The organism is Bradyrhizobium nanningense (assembly GCF_004114535.1).
Lineage (GTDB): Bacteria > Pseudomonadota > Alphaproteobacteria > Rhizobiales > Xanthobacteraceae > Bradyrhizobium > Bradyrhizobium nanningense.
Genome location: NZ_LBJC01000002.1, coordinates 347,917 through 367,933 on the forward strand (window position 1 = coordinate 347,917; position 20,017 = coordinate 367,933).

A 20,017-nucleotide genomic window follows, 5' to 3' on the forward strand; every position below is an offset into this window, starting at 1 on the left:
AAGAATCTCCACGACCGATGAGGCGACGAGTGCGCTGCATCCCGCGGCGTTTGCGATGGCCGTGGAATTCTCCTTGATCGAACTACAGTAACGAAGTCTTTGCTTGGTTCCGTGATCGAGTGGCCTCGTCTACGACCTGCACGGCAATCATCATGCTTGAAGCGCTGCGTGCTTTGTTCGCTATCGCTGACAAAACAGCGCAGTCGCGTCACCGCATCCGAGCACCTTCGAAAGCGCGGCGATAGTCCGGCGTGCTCACGCCGGTCAGAGGGCGCCAATTATCACCTGCGTGGGCGACCGCCCGATCCGAAGACGAATGCGCCGTACGACACAGCCTTCGTCCGGATTGATCGAAGCGAATTGGCGGGCATGCCGAACATTCGCCCGTATCCCGGCATGCCGGCGATCGTCCTGAGCGCGACCGTTCACTGAACCGCGTTCGAGCACATCGTCGGGCCGCTCGCAATGTCATTCGATCAATCATTCCGGCACAAATGACGCGACCCCGCAGCGGTTAGGAGCCGCATCATCAACTGAGGTGAGCAACGTCCTGTTCGCGCGCCTGTTGAACGCCGCGCACCCCGGGCGCACTCTCAGGAATCGACGTCCGGACTCAGGCGGGCTTCAGCCGAACCGTTCCCGCGGGTGCTCGCTCGGCCAGCCGCTCTTCAAGAGAGCGCGTCTGCTTCACTCGACGGCGGTGCTGGGTCATTGCGAGCCTCTTGGAGCAACGGCGAGGCGACTCTTGACGAAAACGGAGCATTCAGTTCCGGGAATGGAAACTAGGACAAGCACGATTTAACTTCGGACACTTGGAGTCAAATACGGACAGTACCGACAGCTGGATAGGAAAACTCATGACCCGGGCCAGTCCGCTCTGGGTCAGGAGCGCCCGTCGACGCGCCCGTCGTGCAAGGTCCGGTCTCCCACTGACGACCGACATGGCCGCAGCCCGTTCGCTGTTCAGGTGAGGGCCAAGAGGTGACATCCGGGATATTATTCTATCAACAGCAGCCCCCGCTTCTTATCGCCGTCGAACGTATTTGTGGCGTCGAACAGCCGCTTCCGCTCGACGAGCCATGGCTGGAAATCGAAATTCACATCGAGTACGAAAACGAGGTCCTCGGCTTCCAAATAGCCCCCAATTGGGGAATGGTGTCCACTCCCAGCACCAAAAATTTGAGCGCGATCAAAATTCACGATGTAGCGTCGCCCCGGATCGTTGGAGCGGTGGAGATACTCCAGAAACTGGGTCTCGCCGAGATCGCGCAGGACCGTAACTTTCCGGCTGGTGTGGGACTGGGCGACCTTGGCCAGCTCGTCAAGCGTGAGACCCATTATGCATACGCCTGTCCAGCAGCTCCAGGTGTCGGCCAAGACCTTGCCCTCCGTGCTCGCCGCCTCGCCAAGGGAGCGGTATGCATTCGCGACAGCGGCAGGTCCGCAGCGAGAGCCATTTGACTGCCAATCAACGTGTCTTTGGAACGTGGCTGCCACGGGCAGGTGCCACGCACGCTCTACAAGCTCGGGAGTACGCGTTACCGATGAAGCTATGGCTTCTGCTGGAACGTGCGATCGACTGACCACCAGGGCCCCGGCACACACCAGGCCCACGGCGATAACCAAGCTGCTGATGCTGACGCGGTGCCATCGCTTCATGGGTCAAAACCTTTGGTAGCAATGACGATATCGGCCGGCAAAGTTATATTCAGAAGCCAACTGGCAGGAAGCAGATTCCATGTGCGCGTCGATCAACAGGAAAAGTGGCAGCCTATCGGACCCTTTTCGGCAGCATCCCTCCGACACGTATCGGTGTCGGGATCCAGATGCTAGATTTCCGGCCCCTACCGAAGAGGAGGACGACATGCCCGATAGCGTCTACAAGGTCATTGAACTTATCGGCACCAGCACCGACTCGTGGGAGAAGGCGGCTGCCAATGCGGTCGAGCAAGCCGCTAAATCTCTCCGAGATCTTCGCATTGCAGAGGTCGTCAAGCTCGATATGCAACTGGATGACAAAGAAAAAGTCGAGGCCTATCGCGCCAAGCTCAACGTGTCGTTCAAGTTTGAGGGCACCTGAGTCTCAAGCACCTCGCCCTTGCGGGCGAGGATGGCTCATTGGAAAAAGTGCGTTGCACGGACCGACCAACCGGGCGCCATGGCCTATCCCGGAAGTTGGCACTAGTCCGACCGAGACCGATATGCTCTGATGCGAGGGAGCGCATGGCGCGTGGTGGCCCCATGTACATGGTCATTCGCAAGTACACGAAGGTTCGTTCGGTAGCGGACGTCGCTCGTCGCGCCAAGAGCGGCGTCGGTGAGATCCTGAGGCAATCGCAGGGATTTAGATCTTACCATGTGCTGGATGCGGGCGACGGCGTCGGTATCGCCGTGATGATATTCGATGACCGCGAGAGCGCCAACGCAGCGAACGCCAAGATACTGGCGTTTGTTCAGGCAAGTCTGCATGACCTCGATCTTGGGGTCCCCGAAATAACCAGCGGCGAAGTTTTGGTGGACATAGAGCCTGATGGATCTTCCGGCATAAAGTAGCGTCGCCAGTTCCATGGCGGGTGCTGCCCTTGCTCATGTCATCGAGCTGATGTCCACCCTCGCGTTTGCTACAATCGCGCCCTGAACCTACGCGTGTCGCCGCTCAGGAACATCCGACCGCGAGGGCTTTTCGAGGAGCAGCAACGACATGAAGCAACACGCCTTCGAAGCATTTTCCATCCCGGCGATCTGCTGGACACCGCTCGTACTTATAGGCACCGCGAAGCCGCCAAGAGATCCTGATGAAGAGGAAGAAGATGAGGAGGACGAAGACGACGAAGGGGAAGATGACGCCGACGAACCGGCGGTCGTGCGGGAGCCGGACGAAGACAGATTGACGCGTGTTCGGAAATCGGCGCTATAATATTCCCCATGAGCTGGGATGCGAAAGACATAGGGCTCCTCACCAGGCTCTGGTCTGCAGGACAGAGCGCGGCGCAGATAGCGCGTCGGCTCGGATGCAGTCGTAACGCGGTCTGCGGGATGCTTACCCGTCAGGGGCTGAAGCGAGGCCACAAGCCGCCCACGGCAAGGCCCAAGATAAGGCCATCCCCGAAGCTCAGGCCAACGTCGGCAGCTTGCGTCCGTCCAGCCGTAAAGAAGGTGTCGCCGAACGCACCTGAGAAGCGGCAGCCCAAGCTCAGCAAGCAGCAGCTTTACGAGATTCTGGCTGAGGCGGTCAAAAATACTGGCTAAGAGTTCACCGCGAACACCTGTTGCGCTGCAGTCAGTGTCTGTCTCGGCTCGTCGGTTTCGGAGGCGTGCACCTTGTTCGTCTGGTTCGAATGTCCGCTGTGGGTCAAAGGCTGCCTTAGCTCGCCGCATCGCCTTGTTCAGATCACCTTCAGTAAGCGGACCTCGCGGTGCTCCGGGCTGAGGTCTGGCACGGGCCAATTCCGGACTCGAGAACAGCAAAGCGACGGCTTGGCGGGATCACTACGGCGAGCGCCGCGACAGCTATGATAATGAGGTCTAAGCAAACGATTTTCCAAACTCGCGTCCTTGAGTTGACTGATTCCGTGCAGTGACATAACCGTTCTCGCGATATTAATTTCACGAACCTTGCGAGCATATGTCAGGTATCTGTTGACAAGATCGTTGTCGTTCGGATTGAACTGAATTTGCTTTTCCATAACGGCAAGATCTTCGCGCAGAGTTGCAGCGTCCAACATGAATTACGCCTCGCTGAAGTGGCACCCGTAGCCGCTTAGTGCGGTTTGCCGAGCACTGTTACGAACGGCACGTCAAAGATTTGATCGCCGTCATTATCGGTAACGTGGAGGACCCAACCGCGCCAATCTTCCGCGCTCGCTGTCATGATGAGCGACCGCACCACACGATCCGCGCGCTCGCATGCCTCCACCAAGTCGTCCACGACAGTGCCGCCTGGATCAATCAACAAGCCGCGCGCATTGGAGTAATGGAAATAGACCTCCGTCATATTCCGACTCCTACATCAGCCGAGCGCATGGTCACCCAATAGCAGGAGAAGAAACATCAGAACATTCAGGTCGATACCCTAAGGGGATATACGGAAAAAGCCGAAGGGGGCTGCTCAATCGTGTTTCCAGTTGCGCAAAGCCGTCCGACCGACGCTGTCACTCGCAAATGTCCTTAAGCAACCCACCGGAATTTCGCAAAAAGGCTTCTTGCGATATGAGAATCAAAGCGTTGACCGCGCCTAGCAGCTTAGCTCAGGAGGCCAGCATGATCTCGAAGCTTTCAAGTTTGCAGAGCAGCTCACACAATGCCACGAATCGTCCGTCCGCGAAGCAGCGATTCCTCAACTTTGACCTTGATCGATCCCGCGCCTCTCGTCGCCGTTATCGGGTCCTTTCAAGCGCCAGAAAGATAGCTGCATTGTTTCACCACGATATTAAAGCTCGCCAGAGCCTCTACTAAAGCAAGGTCTGATCGAACAAAACTCCCAGGACCGCTCTGGGTCAAAAGCTGCGGTCAGCACTCCATCGTGTGAGGTCTGGTCGCCCTCGGACAGCCGACGTGGCGACAGCTCGCCCGTTGTTCGGATCAGGGCCAGAAGCGGACGCCCAGTTTTCGCTCTTGACCCACCACTTGTCGCCTGCTCCGGCCGATTGATGTGGTTCTAAGTGCAGAGTTCTTCTAACAGTGCCTTGCCTTCCTTCAAGTCGCGGATATCGAAGCCCTCGTCGAACCAACCGTAGACCGACGCAAGAAGATCGCGTGCTTCATCATCCTTGCCCTGACGGCGCCAGAGCCGGGCGAGAGCGACGGCAGAGCGAAGCTCCCAGAGTCTCGCCTCCTGTTGGCGAGCAATCGCGATGGCGTGGCGAAATTCGGCCTCCGCCTCGACCTCGGCGCCCGGCCGAGCCGTCAGCATCAACTCGCCTCGTCGCCGGTGCAGCTCGGCCTCGAACCACCGCACCCCCAATTTCTGGGTTAGTGCCAAGGCGTCGGAGAGTTGGCCGAGCCCGGTTTCAAATCGTGCTCTCTTTGCCTCGGCTGCCGCGAGCTGCGCGAGGTAGAATGGAAGAGTCCACGCTGCGCCGGAGGCCTGGAATCCCTCGATACCGCGCCGCAGCAAGTCCACCCCGGCTTCGGCGTCGCCGGCTTCGGCCAGCGTCCAGCCGCGATATGCCGTCCCCATCGCGAGAAAGAAGGCAAAGCCCTGCTCGGTGGTGAGCGCAACCAGCTCGTCCGCCCGTCGCCCAACCATGCCCGCATCATCGAGCACGAAATGCAACCGGCAGGCGACGCTCAGCGCGAATGCGAGGCTGATCGGGTGCGACGACTCGCGCGCCTCTGCCAGGGCGTCACTGCTCTGCACGCGCGCCTGATCGGCGAAGCCAAGCAGGCCACACGTCAGCGACAGGAACGAAAGCATCGCCACGCGGGCGTTTTCTGCGAACAGGGCCGTCAGAGAGCGTTGCTGCGCCGGATCATACAGGGCGAGTCCCCGCTCGAGATGGGCGCGCGCCAAGGCCAATTGTCCGCGATGAAGCCAGCTATCGCCGACTGCCCGATGACCGGCGACAAGAATGGCCGCATCGTTCTGTCGTCCGGCCAAATCGAGCAGATTCTCGGCGATGCGATGCGATCGGTCCGTTTCACCACGAACGTGATAATGCACGAACTCGCCCCAGAGTGCCTTGAGCAGGTTCGGAGTGTCGTTCAGTGCCTCGCAGAGGCAACGCGCCCGGGCGTAGGCCCTGCCAGTCTCTTCGGCCGCATGGCCCTTCGCGGCGATCAGTGCACCGCCGAGCGCGAGTTGAAGTTCAGTTTCGGTGCGCTGGCGCCCGGAGGTGTCCGGCAGATGGGATAGCAGATCGAGCGCCTTTCGCATCTGCGCGATTGCTTCGGTCATTGCCGATCGAGCCTTTGAACGCTCACCAGCCTCCCGCCAATAGGAAACCGCCTTTTCGGCCAGGCCCGCATGCCCACAGTGATGGGCGAGGATTTCCGGCTGCTCTTGGATGCCCCTGGCGAGCCTCTCCTCGAGCGCGCCAGCGATCTGCGCGTGCAGCTCGCGACGTTGGCTGCGTAACAGTGTGCCGTATGCCGCATCCTGGACCAGTGCGTGTTTGAACAAGAAATTGGCGTCGGGCGGCTCGCCACTCCCAAACACGAGGCCGGTGCTGATCAGCCGACCGAGCGCCGCCCGCAACTCGTTGTCGCACCGCTGTGCGACCGAGGCTAGCAGGTCGTAGGAGAACTCGCGGCCAATAGCCGCGCCGATTTGCGCCACCTCCTTGGCTATCGGACCAATCCGGTCGAGCCGCGCCATCAACGAAGCATGTAGCGTCGCCGGTACGGCAAGTCCGGGCAGCGGCGCGAAGGAGATCGCTCGCGCAATACCCTCGGGGCTTGTTTCGAGCACCGCTTTGGTCAACTCCTCAACGAACAGCGGCACACCATCCGTTCGTTCAGCAATTTCATTGACGATTTCGGTCGGCAGCGTCCGGCCGCCTGCCACGCTCCGGATCAGCGCAGCGCCCGCTTTCTGGTCAAGCCGGTTCAGCGTGAGCAAGCTGACATGCGACTTTCCGGTCCATACTAACTGGAACTCGGGGCGGTAGGTGATCAAGACCAAAACCGGTAGGCTTGCTACGCGATCGACGGTTCGGTCCAGTAGCTCGCGCGAGCTTGGATCGATCCATTGCATGTCCTCGAACACGATCATGATTGGACGTCTTTGCGCGAGAGCTTCAAGCTGGCGAACCAGAGCGGCGAAGATTCTCTCCTTCTTTTGTTGCGGCGTACTCGTAACTGGCGGGTACAGATTATCGTTCGGGATCGACAGCAACTCGGCCAGGATCGTCACGTCTTCATCGGGCGGCAATGCAGGTGATAGGAGCGCTCGAAGTTTGTCGAGCTTCGCCCTCGGTGTGTCCTCACGATCGAAGCCAGCCGCTCGCTGGAGTTGTGCGGTGAAGGGGTAAAGCGCGCTTTCCTGATGATGAGGAGAGCAGAAGTAGCGCAAGCAGGTGCGCGGCTCCCGGTCGATACGCTCCTGAAGAGCCGCCACGAGGCGCGACTTGCCGATCCCAGCCTCGCCGACGAGCAGTATGACTTGACCGGTACCCGCCCGCGCACCGTGCCAGCTTCCCTCCAGCCGCGCGAGTTCTTCTTCACGCCCAACCAGCGGGGCGAGGACTGAAGGGTGCAACGCTTCGAAGCGGCTTTCCACTGTTCCCTCATGAAGTACCCGCCAGGCTTGCACCGGTGCGGCGAAGCCCTTTAGCGTCGCCGCGCCGAGATTCTCGTAGTCAAAGAGCCCGCCGATGAGCCGCCGCGTGTCCTCAGCGATGACTACCCCATCCGGTTCGGCGAGCGTTTGCAGTCGTGCGGCAAGGTTCGGTGTCTCGCCAAGGACCGCCTGCACCTCCGCCGCTTCGCTGCCGATAAGATCACCTACGACGACGAGACCAGTCGCGAGCCCAAGGCGAACCCGCAGCTCGAGCTCGGGTGGGGCTCCCGGCGCGTGCCTGGTCGCGGCGATCTCAAGCGCAGCGCGCACTGCGCGTTCGGCATCGTCCTCATGCGCTGAAGGATGGCCGAACAGGATGAGCATGCCGTCGCCGATGTAGCGGCTGACGGTGCCACCGTACTTGCGGACGACCGCCGCTACGCTGTCGCGGTACTCAGCAATTATATCTCGTAGATCTTCGGGATCGAGCTTTGTCGCAAGTGCCGTCGAGTCGACGAGGTCGCAGAACATCACCGTGAGCTGACGGCGCTCGGCGGAAGAACTTGGTGCGGCTAACAAGCCTGAGCGCTCCGTGCCCCGTGCCACGATGGACCTCGATGCGCCGGCCCCCGCTGTCACTTGCGGCGGTACTGTCGGCGTGAGCGCGGCACCGCAGTCGCCACAGAAGTTCTTGCCTGTCGGATTATCGCCCCCGCACGCGGGGCAGCGAAAGAATAGCGGCGCGCCGCAATCGCCGCAGACCTTCGTTCCCTCTGGCTCGACTCTGCCGCAATTCGGACAATCCATGCCGCACCCAATCGAATTTCGACCGACATGAGTTCGGTCCAGGTCGACTCTTCAGTACACGCTTTCCAACGCTTCTCTTCGTCAGCAGGGTAAGCCACTCGTCCGATCGGACGGACAAGCAGTCGGTCCCCAATCGCTGGACTCGTCGATTGGATTTCCGCCAGTCTTGATGACAGAAATTCCATCGCTCTGCCCAATACCCCGTCGTACGCAGGTATTTAGGAAGTGCCTCGGTCTGGGTTGGGGACCCATTCCTCCGCGGTTGAGTCCCAATGATGAGTGTCGTCGAAATGCTTCCAGAGGGGCTGTCTTTGCTTCCTTTCGCCGTTCTGCCGGGTTGCCCTTGTGCGGACGAAAAGCGCCACAGCCATCGTTACCCATTCGCGAGCACTATGTCGGGAGTTCCATTTGATTGCTGCGAGCATTGGAGGCCTCCGTCAAGGTGAGAACCTTTCGTCACATTAGCGCGCGCCACGAGCGAAGGGATGTAAGCTACTTCACAGGCATCTTCGACAGAGTCGAGGTCGATCCCGGCGCGGCGAACGCGAGCAAATCGTCGGCTTGCCCTTTCCGTTAAGCCCCAAGGCAGCGGTTGGCGGCCCTGGGCGGGATTCATCGTAAGGGAGCTGCAGGCGGCCCGAAAAGCCAGTCCACGTTCCATTGCAGAGGAGCAGATCGAAGCCGACAACCTGTTTGCGCGCGGGCGAGCTTCGGTTTGCTCGGGCCGGCACCTGCAGGTGTCCTTTCCGTCGCAAGATGGAATGGGCCGGGAATAGAAGCAGCAATCCCTGCAACAATGGGCTCGCCCAACGATGCCGCTGCGATCGTGATTGTCATCAAAGATATGGCGACTACAAGCACATCGATCACAATGCGCTTCGAAAAGTTTTTCGTCATGAATTGAGCCCTCACAACCGAGATGAAGTACTGCGCAGTTACAATCTTAGTTCGTACGCAAAATGGGTGCCCGAGCATCGCCGCTTGTGCGTTATTGCGGCCGCGGCCGCTTCAATTCGGCGCGCCGTGGCTGATTTCGTACTGCGTGTCTGTTCTGCCAACGCTTCCCTGATCAGCACGATCACAATCGGCCTGTAGGCCTTCAGGATCTTGTCCCACGATCAGAAGCTGTTTCCGCATTTCAGCGAGGCGGGCGGCAGTATTCGCGATAGAGCAGGTCGAATATGGCGGGCATGGTTGCCCCCGTCGTTTGAAAATGATCGTAGAATTTCCACTACCGAATTTTCGGATGACCTTGGCCCGTTGATCGCTGCCCGATGTGAGCCCATTCACAGCTTATGTTTGAGCGTCGGCATGGCGCGATTGGCTGACTTGGATTGTCGGCACAAAAAAGAACAGGGCTAGTTACCTAAGATATATTGTAGCAGCGCTTTGTTTCAGCAAAATTTCGTCAAACAACTTAAGAGCGCTGCTGCGCGAATAAGATCCAACTACAGCGCGAAATGACTAATACCTCCGGGTGCACAACCACTACCACCACGCAGAACAACGGCGGGCATAACAGTGACTGGTGGTCCGACAGCGCATTGACGGCCTCGTCGTTGGGGCAGACGGTCTCACCCAAATGTATCAACAAAAGATCGTTGAATGGGTGGCCGGGACGGTGATCCTCGCGATCAGCCAATCCGACGCCGATAGTGCTGGTGACTCGCACGGCGATGGGAACGACTCTGTCAGACCATCCAGCCCGTCGTGACCTGGAAACCGCTCGGTCCGACCGTCGGCCGACCGATACTCGATGATCAAATTTCGTCCTTCGAAGTAACCGAAATCGCGCAGACCTTTGCGCAGGGCCTCAAGATTGGCGGCGTTCCGTGCCGCCGGTATTGGCTCCAGAATCCCGATACGATAGACTTTCCCGCCTCGCTGCGCGCGCGCTACGAGCGGCCCGGCCGCCGCGCCGCCGAGCAGCGTGATGAATGAGCGCCGGTTCATTGCCCGGTCCCTCTGTTCTTGCGGCCGAAAGGATAGCACACCTTATTGCGGCAGGAGACTGCCGCGCTGCGGGATTTCGATCTAACTCATGTCGCAGATGGGTCACAAGCGGCGATCTTGCCGGCGCGTGGTCAGGTCCGACATACGGACGAGAGCCGGATTTCGCCGGTGTGGGCCAAAGGGCGACATTCCCGTGCCGCCAGTGAGCGTCAAGCAGCACGCATGCGGCCGCACGAAGAAGCTAGAGTAGAAAATTGCGCACTTCCTCCTGGAAAATAGGTGCGCCAGGATCCTGCGATAGCAGCATATGATTTTGACCAGGCAGCGAGACGAATCTGGCGCCCGGAATTTCTGCGGCCATATCTCGGCCCGAAGAGATTGGAACCCTGCGGTCGTCTCGAACATGCATCACGAGCGTGGGGGCCTTAATTTGCTTGAGAAGGGGTCGGACGTCGAAATTAGCTACTGTTTCGAGGTAACGTACCGCAGACTCCGCCGAGGCGCTGAGACGCTGGAGTTCATTGAAGGCGTCGACCTGCTCTTTTGTGGCGGTTGGTAACATCGAGGATGTAAAGAGCTGCCGGAAGGTTGGCTCATCCGCGCCCCAGCCCAGCTTCATCAGTGTTTTCATTGCCGCAAACCGCTCCCGGTCGGCGGCCGAAAGATTGGGATTTTTGTTGGCGCCGACAGCAAACCCGCCATACAGGATCAGGTGCGACACGCGCTCCGGATGCCGGACCGCAAACGCAATCGAAACGGCGCAACCCTGCGAGAACCCGAGAAGCGGAAACCTGTCGAGGCCGGCCGCGTCGGCCACGCTTTCCATGTCCTTGACCCAGGCGTCAAGCGAGAGCTCGCCGACGTCCCAGTCCGAGAGGCCGTTACCGCGAGCATCGTACCGGACGAGGGTGAATGACGAGGCAAGTCCGAGCAGAAAATCACGGTAGAGTGGAAGGTCCCAGTCATACTCAAGGTGGCCAAGCCAATGCGCCGATTTCAATAAGCCTGGTCCACTTCCGACCGTCGCATAGGCCAACCGCACGCCGTCCGTGGCCCTGCAATAACGGATGTCCTGTTTGAGATTAGCGGCCGACAGGACACGCGCTGCGGGCGATCCGTTCTTGTCCAGATCGATGGCATAGACTTCGATCGGTCGGGCGATGTTCTTGAGGTTCTGCCGGCCCAGCTCGCGAAAGGGGAGCTTCAGCTTACCATCGATCTGATCAAGGACCTGCCGGGAAATGCAGATGCCGCCCCGCACCGCCATGCCTTCGAGCCGCGCGGCGACGTTGACGCCGTCTCCGAAGATATCGCCCTCATCTTCGATGATGTCCCCGACATTAATGCCCACGCGGAATTCAATACGCCGATCGGGAGGGATGCTCGCGTTCCTGGTGACCATCCCGCGCTGAACTTCGACTGCACACTTCACCGCTTCGACGGCGCTCGAAAACTCCACGAGCATTCCATCACCGGTCGTTTTGATAAGACGCCCGCGATGGGACTTGAGCTTGTGATCGACCAGCTCCCGCCGGTGCGCCTTTAATCCGGCAAGAGTGCCTTCCTCGTCGTCGCCCATAAGCCGTGAATAGCCGGCTACGTCAGCTGCCAGGATCGCCGCCAGCCGGCGCTCGACGCGCGCGTGCACCACGAAAGTGTCCTCCGTCACCTCGCTCAAGCAAATCATATGCAGTGGAATGGCGCCAGCAAAAATCTCCCGTTAGCCGCCGCCTGGGCGTATCGGCTTCGGGGTTGATTACGTCGAGCATGACGTTGGTCGGTCGGATCCGGTTTTCCTTGCCAACCGGCGCAACGAAGGCTGAGCCCCTGGGCATGGGCCAAAAACAGAACTCCAGAATTCTATTTTCAAGTTAGTCTCTCGTCCGAAGTCACAAACCGCCGGCAATCCTGCCGTGCAACTAAGGCCCGCAGCGGCGGGCAAGCCCTGCTGGAGGGACGATCAATGGTGGAGTCATTGCCCAGCCGTACCGCGTTGGTGACATCGCTTATGCGAGCGCTGCATTCGCGGTCCGACCCGTCTCCTCTGCTCGATGATCCCTGGGGCGATCGACTCGTTCCCGAAGTCGAGCGCGAAAGAATGATCCAGCGGATTTTGGCTCGCATGGAGTCGGACGCGCGTGTCCGCGCAATGCGGGCAGCAGATTCCGTCTTGGACGACTTTCTACTGACCAACGCCGCCTTCCCGGGAGTAGTAATCCGCTCCCGGTACGCGGAGGATGCGCTGAGGGAGGCGACAATCAGGGGAATACGTCAGTATGTCCTGATTGGTGCCGGATTCGATAGCTTCGCGCTTCGTCGCCCCCCGTTTTCCGACGCCCTGAGAATCTTCGAAATAGACCATCCGGCGACGCAAGCGATGAAGGCTCAACGTATCAAGGAATACGGTATCTCACTTTCGCCGTCCGTACATTTCATCGCTGCCGACCTCGCGAAGGAGGATCTAGCAACGGTTTTGGCTCGCACGGCGTTCCGAATGGACGAAGCAGCATTCTTCTCTTGGCTTGGCGTTACGGTGTACCTGACGCGGAAGGCCAATCTGGCAACCCTGCGTGCGGTAGCGACTTGCGGCGCTCAGGGAAGCGAGCTCGTATTCACCTACGTTGATCAAAGCGAGCTCGCCTCTGACAGATCGCAGTCCCCCCACAACGAGAATGCCAAAGTGGTGGCGGCAATCGGCGAACCCTGGATTTCGGGCTTCAATCCCAATGAAATTATCAACGATCTCGCCTCTGTTGGGCTTGAGCTGGTTGAAAATCTGGACGGAAAGGCAATGTGGGATCGCTACCGGGGAGCAAACACCACGCTCAGGCAACCGCCTGCCAGCTTGCACATAGCCCTGGCGCGCGTTGTTAAGGGACAGCGCATCAGCAGACTTCGGTGAGCGTGGCACTGATATCGCTCTCGGGTCAAAATGCGAACAACCCCGGTTGAGCAAATCTGGTCCGGTCTGCCGCAATAAGCGGACCTCCGTTAGGCGCGCCGTAACTTCGCAGATGGGCCAGATCCGGAAGTCGCAGCTTTGGCGGCGAAATCCCGTTCGCTCCGGAATGGCGTGCTATGGTATGTGATAAAGATGTACGCCGTAGCCTTCAAATTGGTCTTCGAAAGAACCTTGTGCGAGGGTTACGCTACGGCCCTCGCCGATGACGCCAGCGGTGGTCTGACGAACGTTATTGACCGTGATCCGCGCTCTCGACGGAGAGTTCTGCATCGCGACGGCAAAGATATACGTATCGTCTTTGTACACCTTCACCATGGTTGCGATCGGGATCTGCGAGCTTACGGATACAGCCCCGGATACGCTTGGGCTCTTCAACGCTGGCGAGAGAGACAGGATCAATTGGTTAGTTCTGGTGACCTCCTCCACGATATCGGGGTAACGGAAGATGGCGTCTTCCCGGAACGTTGGCTTAAACTCATGCACGAAATAAAAAATGCCTGTCGCGCCATGAATCAATGCCATCCAGATCTCCGCCCGAACTTCCGACGCAGTCGGTCGACGAGTTGGATCTAGTGCCGTCGTCTCGATCGCCATCCATATGGTTTGCTTATCACCAGCCCTCTTCGCGAGATTGGTGACGCCACGTGCAACATATTCCAGCCTTCCTTTAACTTCAGGGGTAGTGGATCCCACTGGATAGATGTCGTACGACAATATATCTGCACCCTGGATCGCAATATCGTAGTAACCCTGATCACCGTTGCAGCTGCCGCGGCCGCGCCAGAACTCGTTGGCCACACCCTGCCCGAAATTGATCATCACGGGTCGCGCTGGGTCCCGGGCTTTCATCTCTTGCGTGCGCCGAGCCACTTCAATTGCTGGGACGCATGTTCCGTACAGTCCTGGCCCGATCGGTTGAGCATTGTCCGGTTCGTCTTCTTGCATCCACGCTTTGATAACGTGCCGGTTGACGGACTTCAGCGCAAGGTCGTTTTGGCCGGCAACGGCGAACATGTGCAGCTGCGCCAATGCGGCGAGTTGCTCTTCAGTGGGACCTTCGTACAATCCCACAAAGGTGTTGATCCCGATTGCCTTGTAATTGACAGCGCGAGTCGGCGATTGCAACCAAACGCCTATCGGGAAGAAATTGGCAGATCCATTTACCTGCAACTCGCCGCCAGATACCGAAGTGCCTGCGAGGAGCAAGAGTCCCACAACTATCCTAAAACCGAACGGCATGGTGCGACCTCCGGCTAAGTGTGTGACACAAATGAAGCTGCCCACTTCATCAGGTCGACTCCTACAGTCGTCCAATGAAGGCTAGCATATTCCAGCTAGACCTGCCGCACACATGATGCAGGCAGAACGTTCTGGAGGCGGCGCGGCGGCCTAAGGTCCGCTATGGATCACATGCGGGCGGCGCGGCGATCTCCGTCCTCGGTCCGCTCGCACCTCGCAAGCCGACGTTAGCGCGTGCAGACAGGGAAGCAGCCAAGGGCCATGAGCCTACGTCGCCCCAATCCAGCGCGACACTTGTCAGGCTTCTTAGCGGCCGTAAGGGAAGCAGCGTTGGCGATCGAGTGTGAGACCGAAATGCGCTCCCAGCGCAGCGATGGCCACGTCCTGCTCAGGATAAGGATCGGCATTGGATGCGGCAACGATGATGATCCGGAACCTGCCGCGATCCTTGCCGCCCGGTGGCAGCATCGCTGTAGCCAGTGCATTGCCCTCCCTGTCGCGCAACGTGAGGAAAACCGGCATCTCTCGCCGTACATGGGCCTCGAGGCCGATGTCGCGCTCGATCGCGTTGGGCCGCTCCGGACGCCAGGATTGGACTGCCTTCTCCCGCTCGTTGCGGAAATATTTCTCGACTGTATGGTTCATCAGGCGCGACTCATGCGCCGCTTCACCTTCCGTCTCGATACGGAACCAAGTCTTACCCTTCGGCGCGTCGCAAACATACTGCATTTCGCGTGTCCTGCGATCGTCGCGATTCTAGGACGTCTGGCCTGCAAAGCCAACATGCGATTCGCTCCCGTGTATACGGGCTGCAACACCGCGCGACTATTGACTGAGAGACGATGGTAAAGCTCCGATCTGATGAACCTTCGCAAAGCGGTCCGGTCGGTCCAGCCTAGTAAATCTGTTCACTGAAACTTCCGCTGTGGGTCCAGGAGCGCCCGTCGACGCGGCCGTCGTGCAAGGTCCGGTCTCCCACTGACGACCGACATGGCCGCAGCCCGTTCGCTGTTCAGGTGAGGGCCCAGAAGCCGACCACGACAATCCCGGCGCCTATCCCATGCACCTGTTTAGGGGGCGGGTAGGCCCCCGAACCTCGAAGGCACGATCAGCGTCAACAAACTGAGGGAGGGCTCGGCTTCACGTGGGTTTTCGGAGCTGTCGTGAGGAAGCCATCTCGGCCTCCGCCTCCTTTATTGTGTTGAGAACGTTTTTCACGGACGCTTCCAAATTGGAGACAAGATCGGGATCGGCTTCGATCCGCGGTGGACACAGTAAATTGACGGGGCGAGCATCGTCGAGGCGTGCTTCGGAGCGACGCGTCGCAGCATAGGCTAACACGCGTTGGGCATCCTTATGGCGAAAGAACAATGGGATAAAGCCAAGTGCGACGAGTGCCATCATCATCGCTAGCAGCCCGTCGAGTGACCTCGTTGTCGACGCGTCGTCATGTCCAATAACGGAGGGCGGGGTGACTTGAGTGACGTTCGCCGAGACATCTACGAATGCCGCGCCGATCGTTTGCTCGCTTTCGCGCTCGGTGGCGGGTGACGGGGTGACCTTAACTACATCCGCCGAGGCATCTACCGGCGCCGCGCCAGTCGTTTGCTCTTACGCTCGATCAAGGATGGCGGCGCTACCTGGACATCGACCCGCGGACGATTTACCCGTCGGCGTGCAGCCGTCGCATCATCGCCCTCCCCGCGACGCGCGTCCAATGAGGTTCGCGTCCCGAACGATTGCACAGATTTCTGGCCCGAGAGCATCTTCCGCATTTCGTGCGGCTTGAGCCTTGTTCGCTGAGCCTTGTGAAGCCTGTGGAGGTCAGATACGGGCGCTGCGTGCCTCCACATATCCCACCGCAGCCAGGGCGCGCGTTCGCGGAACGAATAAGAAGTATCGTCACGAACCCAGCCACCACCAGACGAGGCCTTGCTCCTTTGGATCAGCTGCATGTTCGTGCCCAGCCGGCTGGAATAGGGCAAGCTGGATGCACCAGCATCATAATGGCCCCCGCCATAACCGCCACCGGCACCACCGTTGGCAGCTCCCGCACCACCAGCGGCACCTGCACCACCGCTGCCGGCTCCAGCACCACCAGCGGCACCCGCACCACCGCTGCCGGCTCCAGCACCACCAGCGGCACCCGCACCACCGCTGCCGGCTCCAGCACCACCAGCGCCACCCGCACCACCGCTGCCGGCTCCAGCACCACCAGCGCCACCGCCACCACCGCTGCCGGCTCCAGCACCACCAGCGGCACCTGCACCACCGCTGCCGGCTCCAGCACCACCAGCGCCACCGCCACCACCGCTGCCGGCTCCAGCACCACCAGCGCCACCGCCACCACCGCTGCCGGCTCCCGCACCACCAGCGGCACCGGCACCACCGCTGCCGGCTCCCCCACCACCAGCGCCACCCGCACCACCGCTGCCGGCTCCCGCACCACCCGCGGCACCGGCACCACCGCTGCCGGCTCCAGCACCACCAGCGGCACCGCCACCACCGCTGCCGGCTCCAGCACCACCAGCGCCACCACCGCTGCCGGCTCCAGCACCACCAGCGCCACCGCCGCCACCACCACCACCGCCGCCACCACCACCGCTCCCGTGGCCAAAGGCCTGGGTGACGACCGGCGGGGTAATCAGGGTGATCAACAACGTTGCTACGACCGTAGACTTGATCACCGATCTGAGCATGTCTGCCTCCAATGCGCCCTACCCTCTGGCGCGGTGGCACTCTTCAGAGGCCAATAGGTCACAGAAGCTGAAGGAGGCCCAGTTCATTAAGCGCTAAGCGGCGCTTACTTCTGCCCGGCCGAGCTTTTCATCAGATGAAACTCGGGTCGAGCTTCTGCTCGGCCTCAAGCACTCGTTCGCGAAGCGCTTCCAGTTCGGCGAGCTGAGAGGCGAGCGTTTCGAAACGGTGACGAAGAAGGGCGGCAGCGGCAGCAGCATCCGCCCAGGGATTGCCCGCCGGCACCTTGGCCGATTTGAAGAGGTCGGCCCGGTGGGCCGACGGGGAAGCCTGGAGATCATGGAGACCACTCATGGCCGGGTCCTCCGCGTGGCGACGTACCGAGGGTTCGAACCTCCGCACGTTCCCCACCGATTTCTTCCCGAGGAGAGATGGAGTCGTGAGCCGCGCCCCGGTGGGCGACCCTCAGCTAATCTCCCCGCGTGTGACGATAGCGTTCGTGGGACCCCGCGCCCTTCCCCCCAGACGCCCGCGCCCTTCCCGCCAGACGCCGCGACAGAGTTGCTGTCGACAACAGCACAGTCACGGCAGGAGGAGTTACGGCGGCGAATTTTCCGCAGGTGTTCAAAAACTCGCGCCGCTAGGCGTATTCGTGGTGAGGACATGGCGCCCCTCATGGATATTGAAATTAAATCGACCTCCAATGCGAATAAATTAAATTACGTTAATTGAGTTCAATCACTAAATATAACGAGACCCGGTTCCCGCTAGAAACCGGCTTTCGCGTCCTAGTGCTTCGCCGGGGAGTTTTTCGCTGGTTCGTTCAAGTTTGCTCCCTGGCCGAGCTGATCGAGGCGCTTTTCGAGCTCGCGCTTTTCTGCAAAGAGTCTCGCCGCGAGGATCTGATCGACCTCCGTGTGCAGCGCCCACAATTCATCGATGGACAACGTGTCAAGGCATTCTCGATCCATGCCAGCCAGCTCCATAGGGACAGAAGAGTTTGCGCAACTGGGCACGTGCGTGCGCGCAATGCCCTGGCGCTAAAGTTTGTTCGGGTATCGCCGCGCTTTATCTCGTTTAATATTTTCGATAATTAAATTAGATTAACTCTAGGTTATTAACTTCTTCCCGTCATGTGCTCTGGCGCGAGAATTAACCGACGAGCAGCCTGAAAAGGACGTGCTGGACAGAGAGGCGAGGACCGGAATGGGTCAAAATGCGAAGAAGTGATGTCAAGCAAATCTGGTCCGCTCTGCCGCCATGAGCCGACCTCGTAATGAAGCCATGTTCACGAAGCTGTTGTGCCGCAGCGCGATAGAGGTCGTTGTCGGCTTAAGCTTTTTCGGCGTCAGCCGCGCTGCTTCTGAGAGGGAGCCTTAAACTCCACGACCTCATGCTGGTCGCACGGGTTCAAAGGCTCATTTTGTTTCACGATGAGCTCAAGTTCGAGAGCTTCGATGGCGAGTTCATCCGCCAAGCGCTTGAACAGCGCCCGCTTTTCAAGGTCCGGCGCCTGCTGACTCATCAGCGCAAAGTCTCTGGCGTCAGCGCGGACCTTCTCCAATCGTCGCCGGAGGTCCTTCATGGTGTGTTGGCCCCAGCTCCTAACCTCATCCGCCGGCCGGAACAATCACCTTGCCTGTTCGAATGGCGCCGGAGTTAACTGCCGAACCAGGACATTGGTTCTTTGCGAACGCGAAATTCGCCGCTTAGTCATCCTGCCATGCCTAGCGGTCGCCTGCTCGATCAACTCCCGGGCCGGCCGCAGATCGGCGATTGCAGGGGCTGCAACGGCGGCCGGTGGCATTTGGCTAACGGGCTCCCAGGGCGAGGCCATCCCTGTCCGGTTCTGGCCTGATGCTCCATAAGAATACCATTCCCAAAGGCGTATGAATGTTCGCAAGCATACAGACCCGAATGTTGCGCCGAACTAGGGCGCGCACTCATAACACGCGGCCAGCCATAGCCGGATAGATGCGAGTTGGACGAAGGCGAGGTAGTTGGCGGCGAGCCTGTCGTAGCGAGTCGCCACCCGACGACATTGTTTGATCCTGTTGAAGAACCGCTCGACCTGGTTGCGAGCGCGGTAAAGATATGGGCTGAAGCAGATCGGCTCGCTGCGACTGCTTTTCGGCGGGATATTGGCCCACGCGCCTCTTTTCATGGCAAGCTCTCTGATCCAGTCGGCATCATAGCCATGGTCGGCAAGCAGCATTGATCCGGATTTCAGACGAGACAGCAGCTTTCTAGCAAATCGGACGTCGTGGGCCTCGCCCGGGCTCAACGCCAGTCGCACCGGCAGACCATTGCTATCGACCACAGCATCTTGCTGGTCAATCCACCTCGCGAGCGCCCCATTGACTGCCGCCGGTTGCGTGTGATGCAAGCCCCATGCTGATGCACACGAACAATAGACGTGTCGATCATTTGCACGGCGGCATCATGGGCGCCGGCCAGTGCGCGCATAAGCTTGGTCCGCACACCCGCCCGTCGCCATCGAACGAAGCGATTGTAGCAGGTGGTGTACGGGCCGAAGTTGTCCGGCAGATCGCGCCATGGCGCGCCAGAGCGCAAGATCCAGAAGATGCCATTGAGCACGCGACGGTCATTCACTCGTGGCACGCCGCGCGGCTTATTCGGCAGCATCGGCTTGATGGCAGACCACTCATTGTCGGTGAGTTCGTAGCGCATGATTCGAGCCCCTAGTTTGGGACTTTGAATCATGGATTGGAGGGCCAGCTCAACCTGGCGCGTCAAAGGGGAAAGTTTGGGATGCTATTTGCCCGAAAGCAGTCCTTTAATGCGCTCAGCAGGACGACAAGCTTAGCTTGTCCGAGGCGATAAGTCGCCTGTGCGGCTGGGACTTACGTCGCACGGCGGTCAGGATCGCCAGAAGCAGCGCGCACGCAAAATGGCTGGCGATACGATCGACCGCATAGGCGACACAACGACCACGGCGGACGATCGGGCAAACCGCAAGCGTGATCTGCTCGACGGGCCTAAGGAGTTCGACCGCGTGCGAATTGATCGCCCCAAGCGCATCAAGCTGCGGATTCCGACGAAGTCGCCCAGGCGTACCGATATGAAGTCGCCCGTGGATTCCGAGACGATGTCGCCCACCTTTCCGATTTGATCTCGCC

General features: G+C 59.7%; 19 protein-coding genes and 2 pseudogenes. 6 read left to right on the plus strand and 15 right to left on the minus strand.

Annotated elements, in window-relative coordinates:
• Positions 1-996 precede the first annotated feature (996 nt).
• The gene (locus XH84_RS01560) at positions 997-1,659 is read right to left on the minus strand and encodes a phytochelatin synthase family protein (RefSeq protein ID WP_128916511.1); all 663 of its coding nucleotides are present in this window, start codon (positions 1,657-1,659) and stop codon (positions 997-999) included.
• Between the two features lie 205 nt (positions 1,660-1,864).
• Between XH84_RS01560 and XH84_RS01565 the strand changes: the two genes are divergently transcribed.
• From XH84_RS01565 to XH84_RS01580, 4 genes are all read left to right on the plus strand, one after another.
• On the plus strand, positions 1,865-2,080 hold the full coding sequence (locus XH84_RS01565) for a dodecin family protein (RefSeq protein WP_128916510.1): 216 nt from the start codon (positions 1,865-1,867) through the stop codon (positions 2,078-2,080).
• 161 nt (positions 2,081-2,241) lie between these two features.
• Positions 2,242-2,553 (plus strand): hypothetical protein, encoded by a 312-nt coding sequence (locus XH84_RS01570; protein ID WP_128916509.1) that lies wholly within the window; start codon positions 2,242-2,244, stop codon positions 2,551-2,553.
• Positions 2,554-2,701: 148 nt separating this feature from the next.
• Positions 2,702-2,917 carry a hypothetical protein gene (locus XH84_RS01575; protein ID WP_128916508.1) on the plus strand — a complete coding sequence of 72 codons (216 nt, stop codon included), beginning with the start codon at positions 2,702-2,704 and terminating at the stop codon, positions 2,915-2,917.
• Between the two features lie 8 nt (positions 2,918-2,925).
• A complete protein-coding gene (locus XH84_RS01580) occupies positions 2,926-3,249 on the plus strand; it encodes a GcrA family cell cycle regulator (protein WP_128916507.1) in 324 nt (107 codons plus the stop codon).
• 137 nt (positions 3,250-3,386) lie between these two features.
• Here XH84_RS01580 and XH84_RS01585 read toward each other — a convergent pair whose 3' ends face one another.
• The 6 genes and pseudogenes from XH84_RS01585 to XH84_RS01610 all read right to left on the minus strand — a co-directional run bounded on the left by XH84_RS01585 (position 3,387) and on the right by XH84_RS01610 (position 11,648).
• Positions 3,387-3,725 (minus strand): hypothetical protein, encoded by a 339-nt coding sequence (locus tag XH84_RS01585; protein WP_128916506.1) that lies wholly within the window; start codon positions 3,723-3,725, stop codon positions 3,387-3,389.
• Between the two features lie 35 nt (positions 3,726-3,760).
• Positions 3,761-3,994: a DUF6894 family protein gene (locus XH84_RS01590; RefSeq protein WP_128916505.1), complete on the minus strand. Its 234-nt coding sequence runs from the start codon at positions 3,992-3,994 to the stop codon at positions 3,761-3,763.
• Between the two features lie 663 nt (positions 3,995-4,657).
• On the minus strand, positions 4,658-7,825 hold the full coding sequence (locus XH84_RS01595) for an ATP-binding protein (protein ID WP_245471571.1): 3,168 nt from the start codon (positions 7,823-7,825) through the stop codon (positions 4,658-4,660).
• Between the two features lie 75 nt (positions 7,826-7,900).
• A pseudogene (locus tag XH84_RS41765) lies at positions 7,901-8,026 on the minus strand (double zinc ribbon domain-containing protein); the annotation flags it as partial.
• Positions 8,027-9,613: 1,587 nt separating this feature from the next.
• Positions 9,614-9,979 (minus strand): hypothetical protein, encoded by a 366-nt coding sequence (locus XH84_RS01605; protein WP_128916503.1) that lies wholly within the window; start codon positions 9,977-9,979, stop codon positions 9,614-9,616.
• Positions 9,980-10,220: 241 nt separating this feature from the next.
• On the minus strand, positions 10,221-11,648 hold the full coding sequence (locus XH84_RS01610; protein WP_245471576.1) for an alpha/beta fold hydrolase: 1,428 nt from the start codon (positions 11,646-11,648) through the stop codon (positions 10,221-10,223).
• Between the two features lie 294 nt (positions 11,649-11,942).
• On the opposite strand from XH84_RS01610, the gene XH84_RS01615 reads away from it, so the two are divergent.
• Positions 11,943-12,881, plus strand: coding sequence for a class I SAM-dependent methyltransferase (locus XH84_RS01615; protein WP_128947997.1), 939 nt, complete (start codon positions 11,943-11,945; stop codon positions 12,879-12,881).
• 174 nt (positions 12,882-13,055) lie between these two features.
• On the opposite strand, the gene XH84_RS01620 is transcribed toward XH84_RS01615, so the two are convergent.
• The 8 genes and pseudogenes from XH84_RS01620 to XH84_RS01655 all read right to left on the minus strand — a co-directional run bounded on the left by XH84_RS01620 (position 13,056) and on the right by XH84_RS01655 (position 19,568).
• Complete coding sequence (locus XH84_RS01620) at positions 13,056-14,180, minus strand: alpha-amylase family protein (RefSeq protein WP_128916500.1); 1,125 nt, start codon at positions 14,178-14,180, stop codon at positions 13,056-13,058.
• 306 nt (positions 14,181-14,486) lie between these two features.
• Positions 14,487-14,825, minus strand: coding sequence for a hypothetical protein (locus tag XH84_RS01625; protein ID WP_245471572.1), 339 nt, complete (start codon positions 14,823-14,825; stop codon positions 14,487-14,489).
• A gap of 495 nt (positions 14,826-15,320) precedes the next feature.
• Positions 15,321-15,587 carry a hypothetical protein gene (locus XH84_RS01630; RefSeq protein WP_128916498.1) on the minus strand — a complete coding sequence of 89 codons (267 nt, stop codon included), beginning with the start codon at positions 15,585-15,587 and terminating at the stop codon, positions 15,321-15,323.
• Between the two features lie 538 nt (positions 15,588-16,125).
• On the minus strand, positions 16,126-16,776 hold the full coding sequence (locus tag XH84_RS39485; protein WP_164937323.1) for a hypothetical protein: 651 nt from the start codon (positions 16,774-16,776) through the stop codon (positions 16,126-16,128).
• 233 nt (positions 16,777-17,009) lie between these two features.
• A complete protein-coding gene (locus tag XH84_RS01640; RefSeq protein ID WP_128916497.1) occupies positions 17,010-17,231 on the minus strand; it encodes a hypothetical protein in 222 nt (73 codons plus the stop codon).
• Between the two features lie 434 nt (positions 17,232-17,665).
• Positions 17,666-17,848 carry a hypothetical protein gene (locus XH84_RS01645; RefSeq protein ID WP_128916496.1) on the minus strand — a complete coding sequence of 61 codons (183 nt, stop codon included), beginning with the start codon at positions 17,846-17,848 and terminating at the stop codon, positions 17,666-17,668.
• Positions 17,849-18,225: 377 nt separating this feature from the next.
• Entirely contained in the window at positions 18,226-18,462 is a 237-nt protein-coding gene (locus XH84_RS01650; protein WP_128916495.1) for a hypothetical protein, read from the minus strand.
• 345 nt (positions 18,463-18,807) lie between these two features.
• A pseudogene (locus tag XH84_RS01655) lies at positions 18,808-19,568 on the minus strand (IS5 family transposase).
• A gap of 160 nt (positions 19,569-19,728) precedes the next feature.
• Between XH84_RS01655 and XH84_RS01660 the strand changes: the two are divergent.
• The gene (locus XH84_RS01660) at positions 19,729-20,010 is read left to right on the plus strand and encodes a hypothetical protein (protein WP_128947998.1); all 282 of its coding nucleotides are present in this window, start codon (positions 19,729-19,731) and stop codon (positions 20,008-20,010) included.
• Positions 20,011-20,017 lie beyond the last annotated feature (7 nt).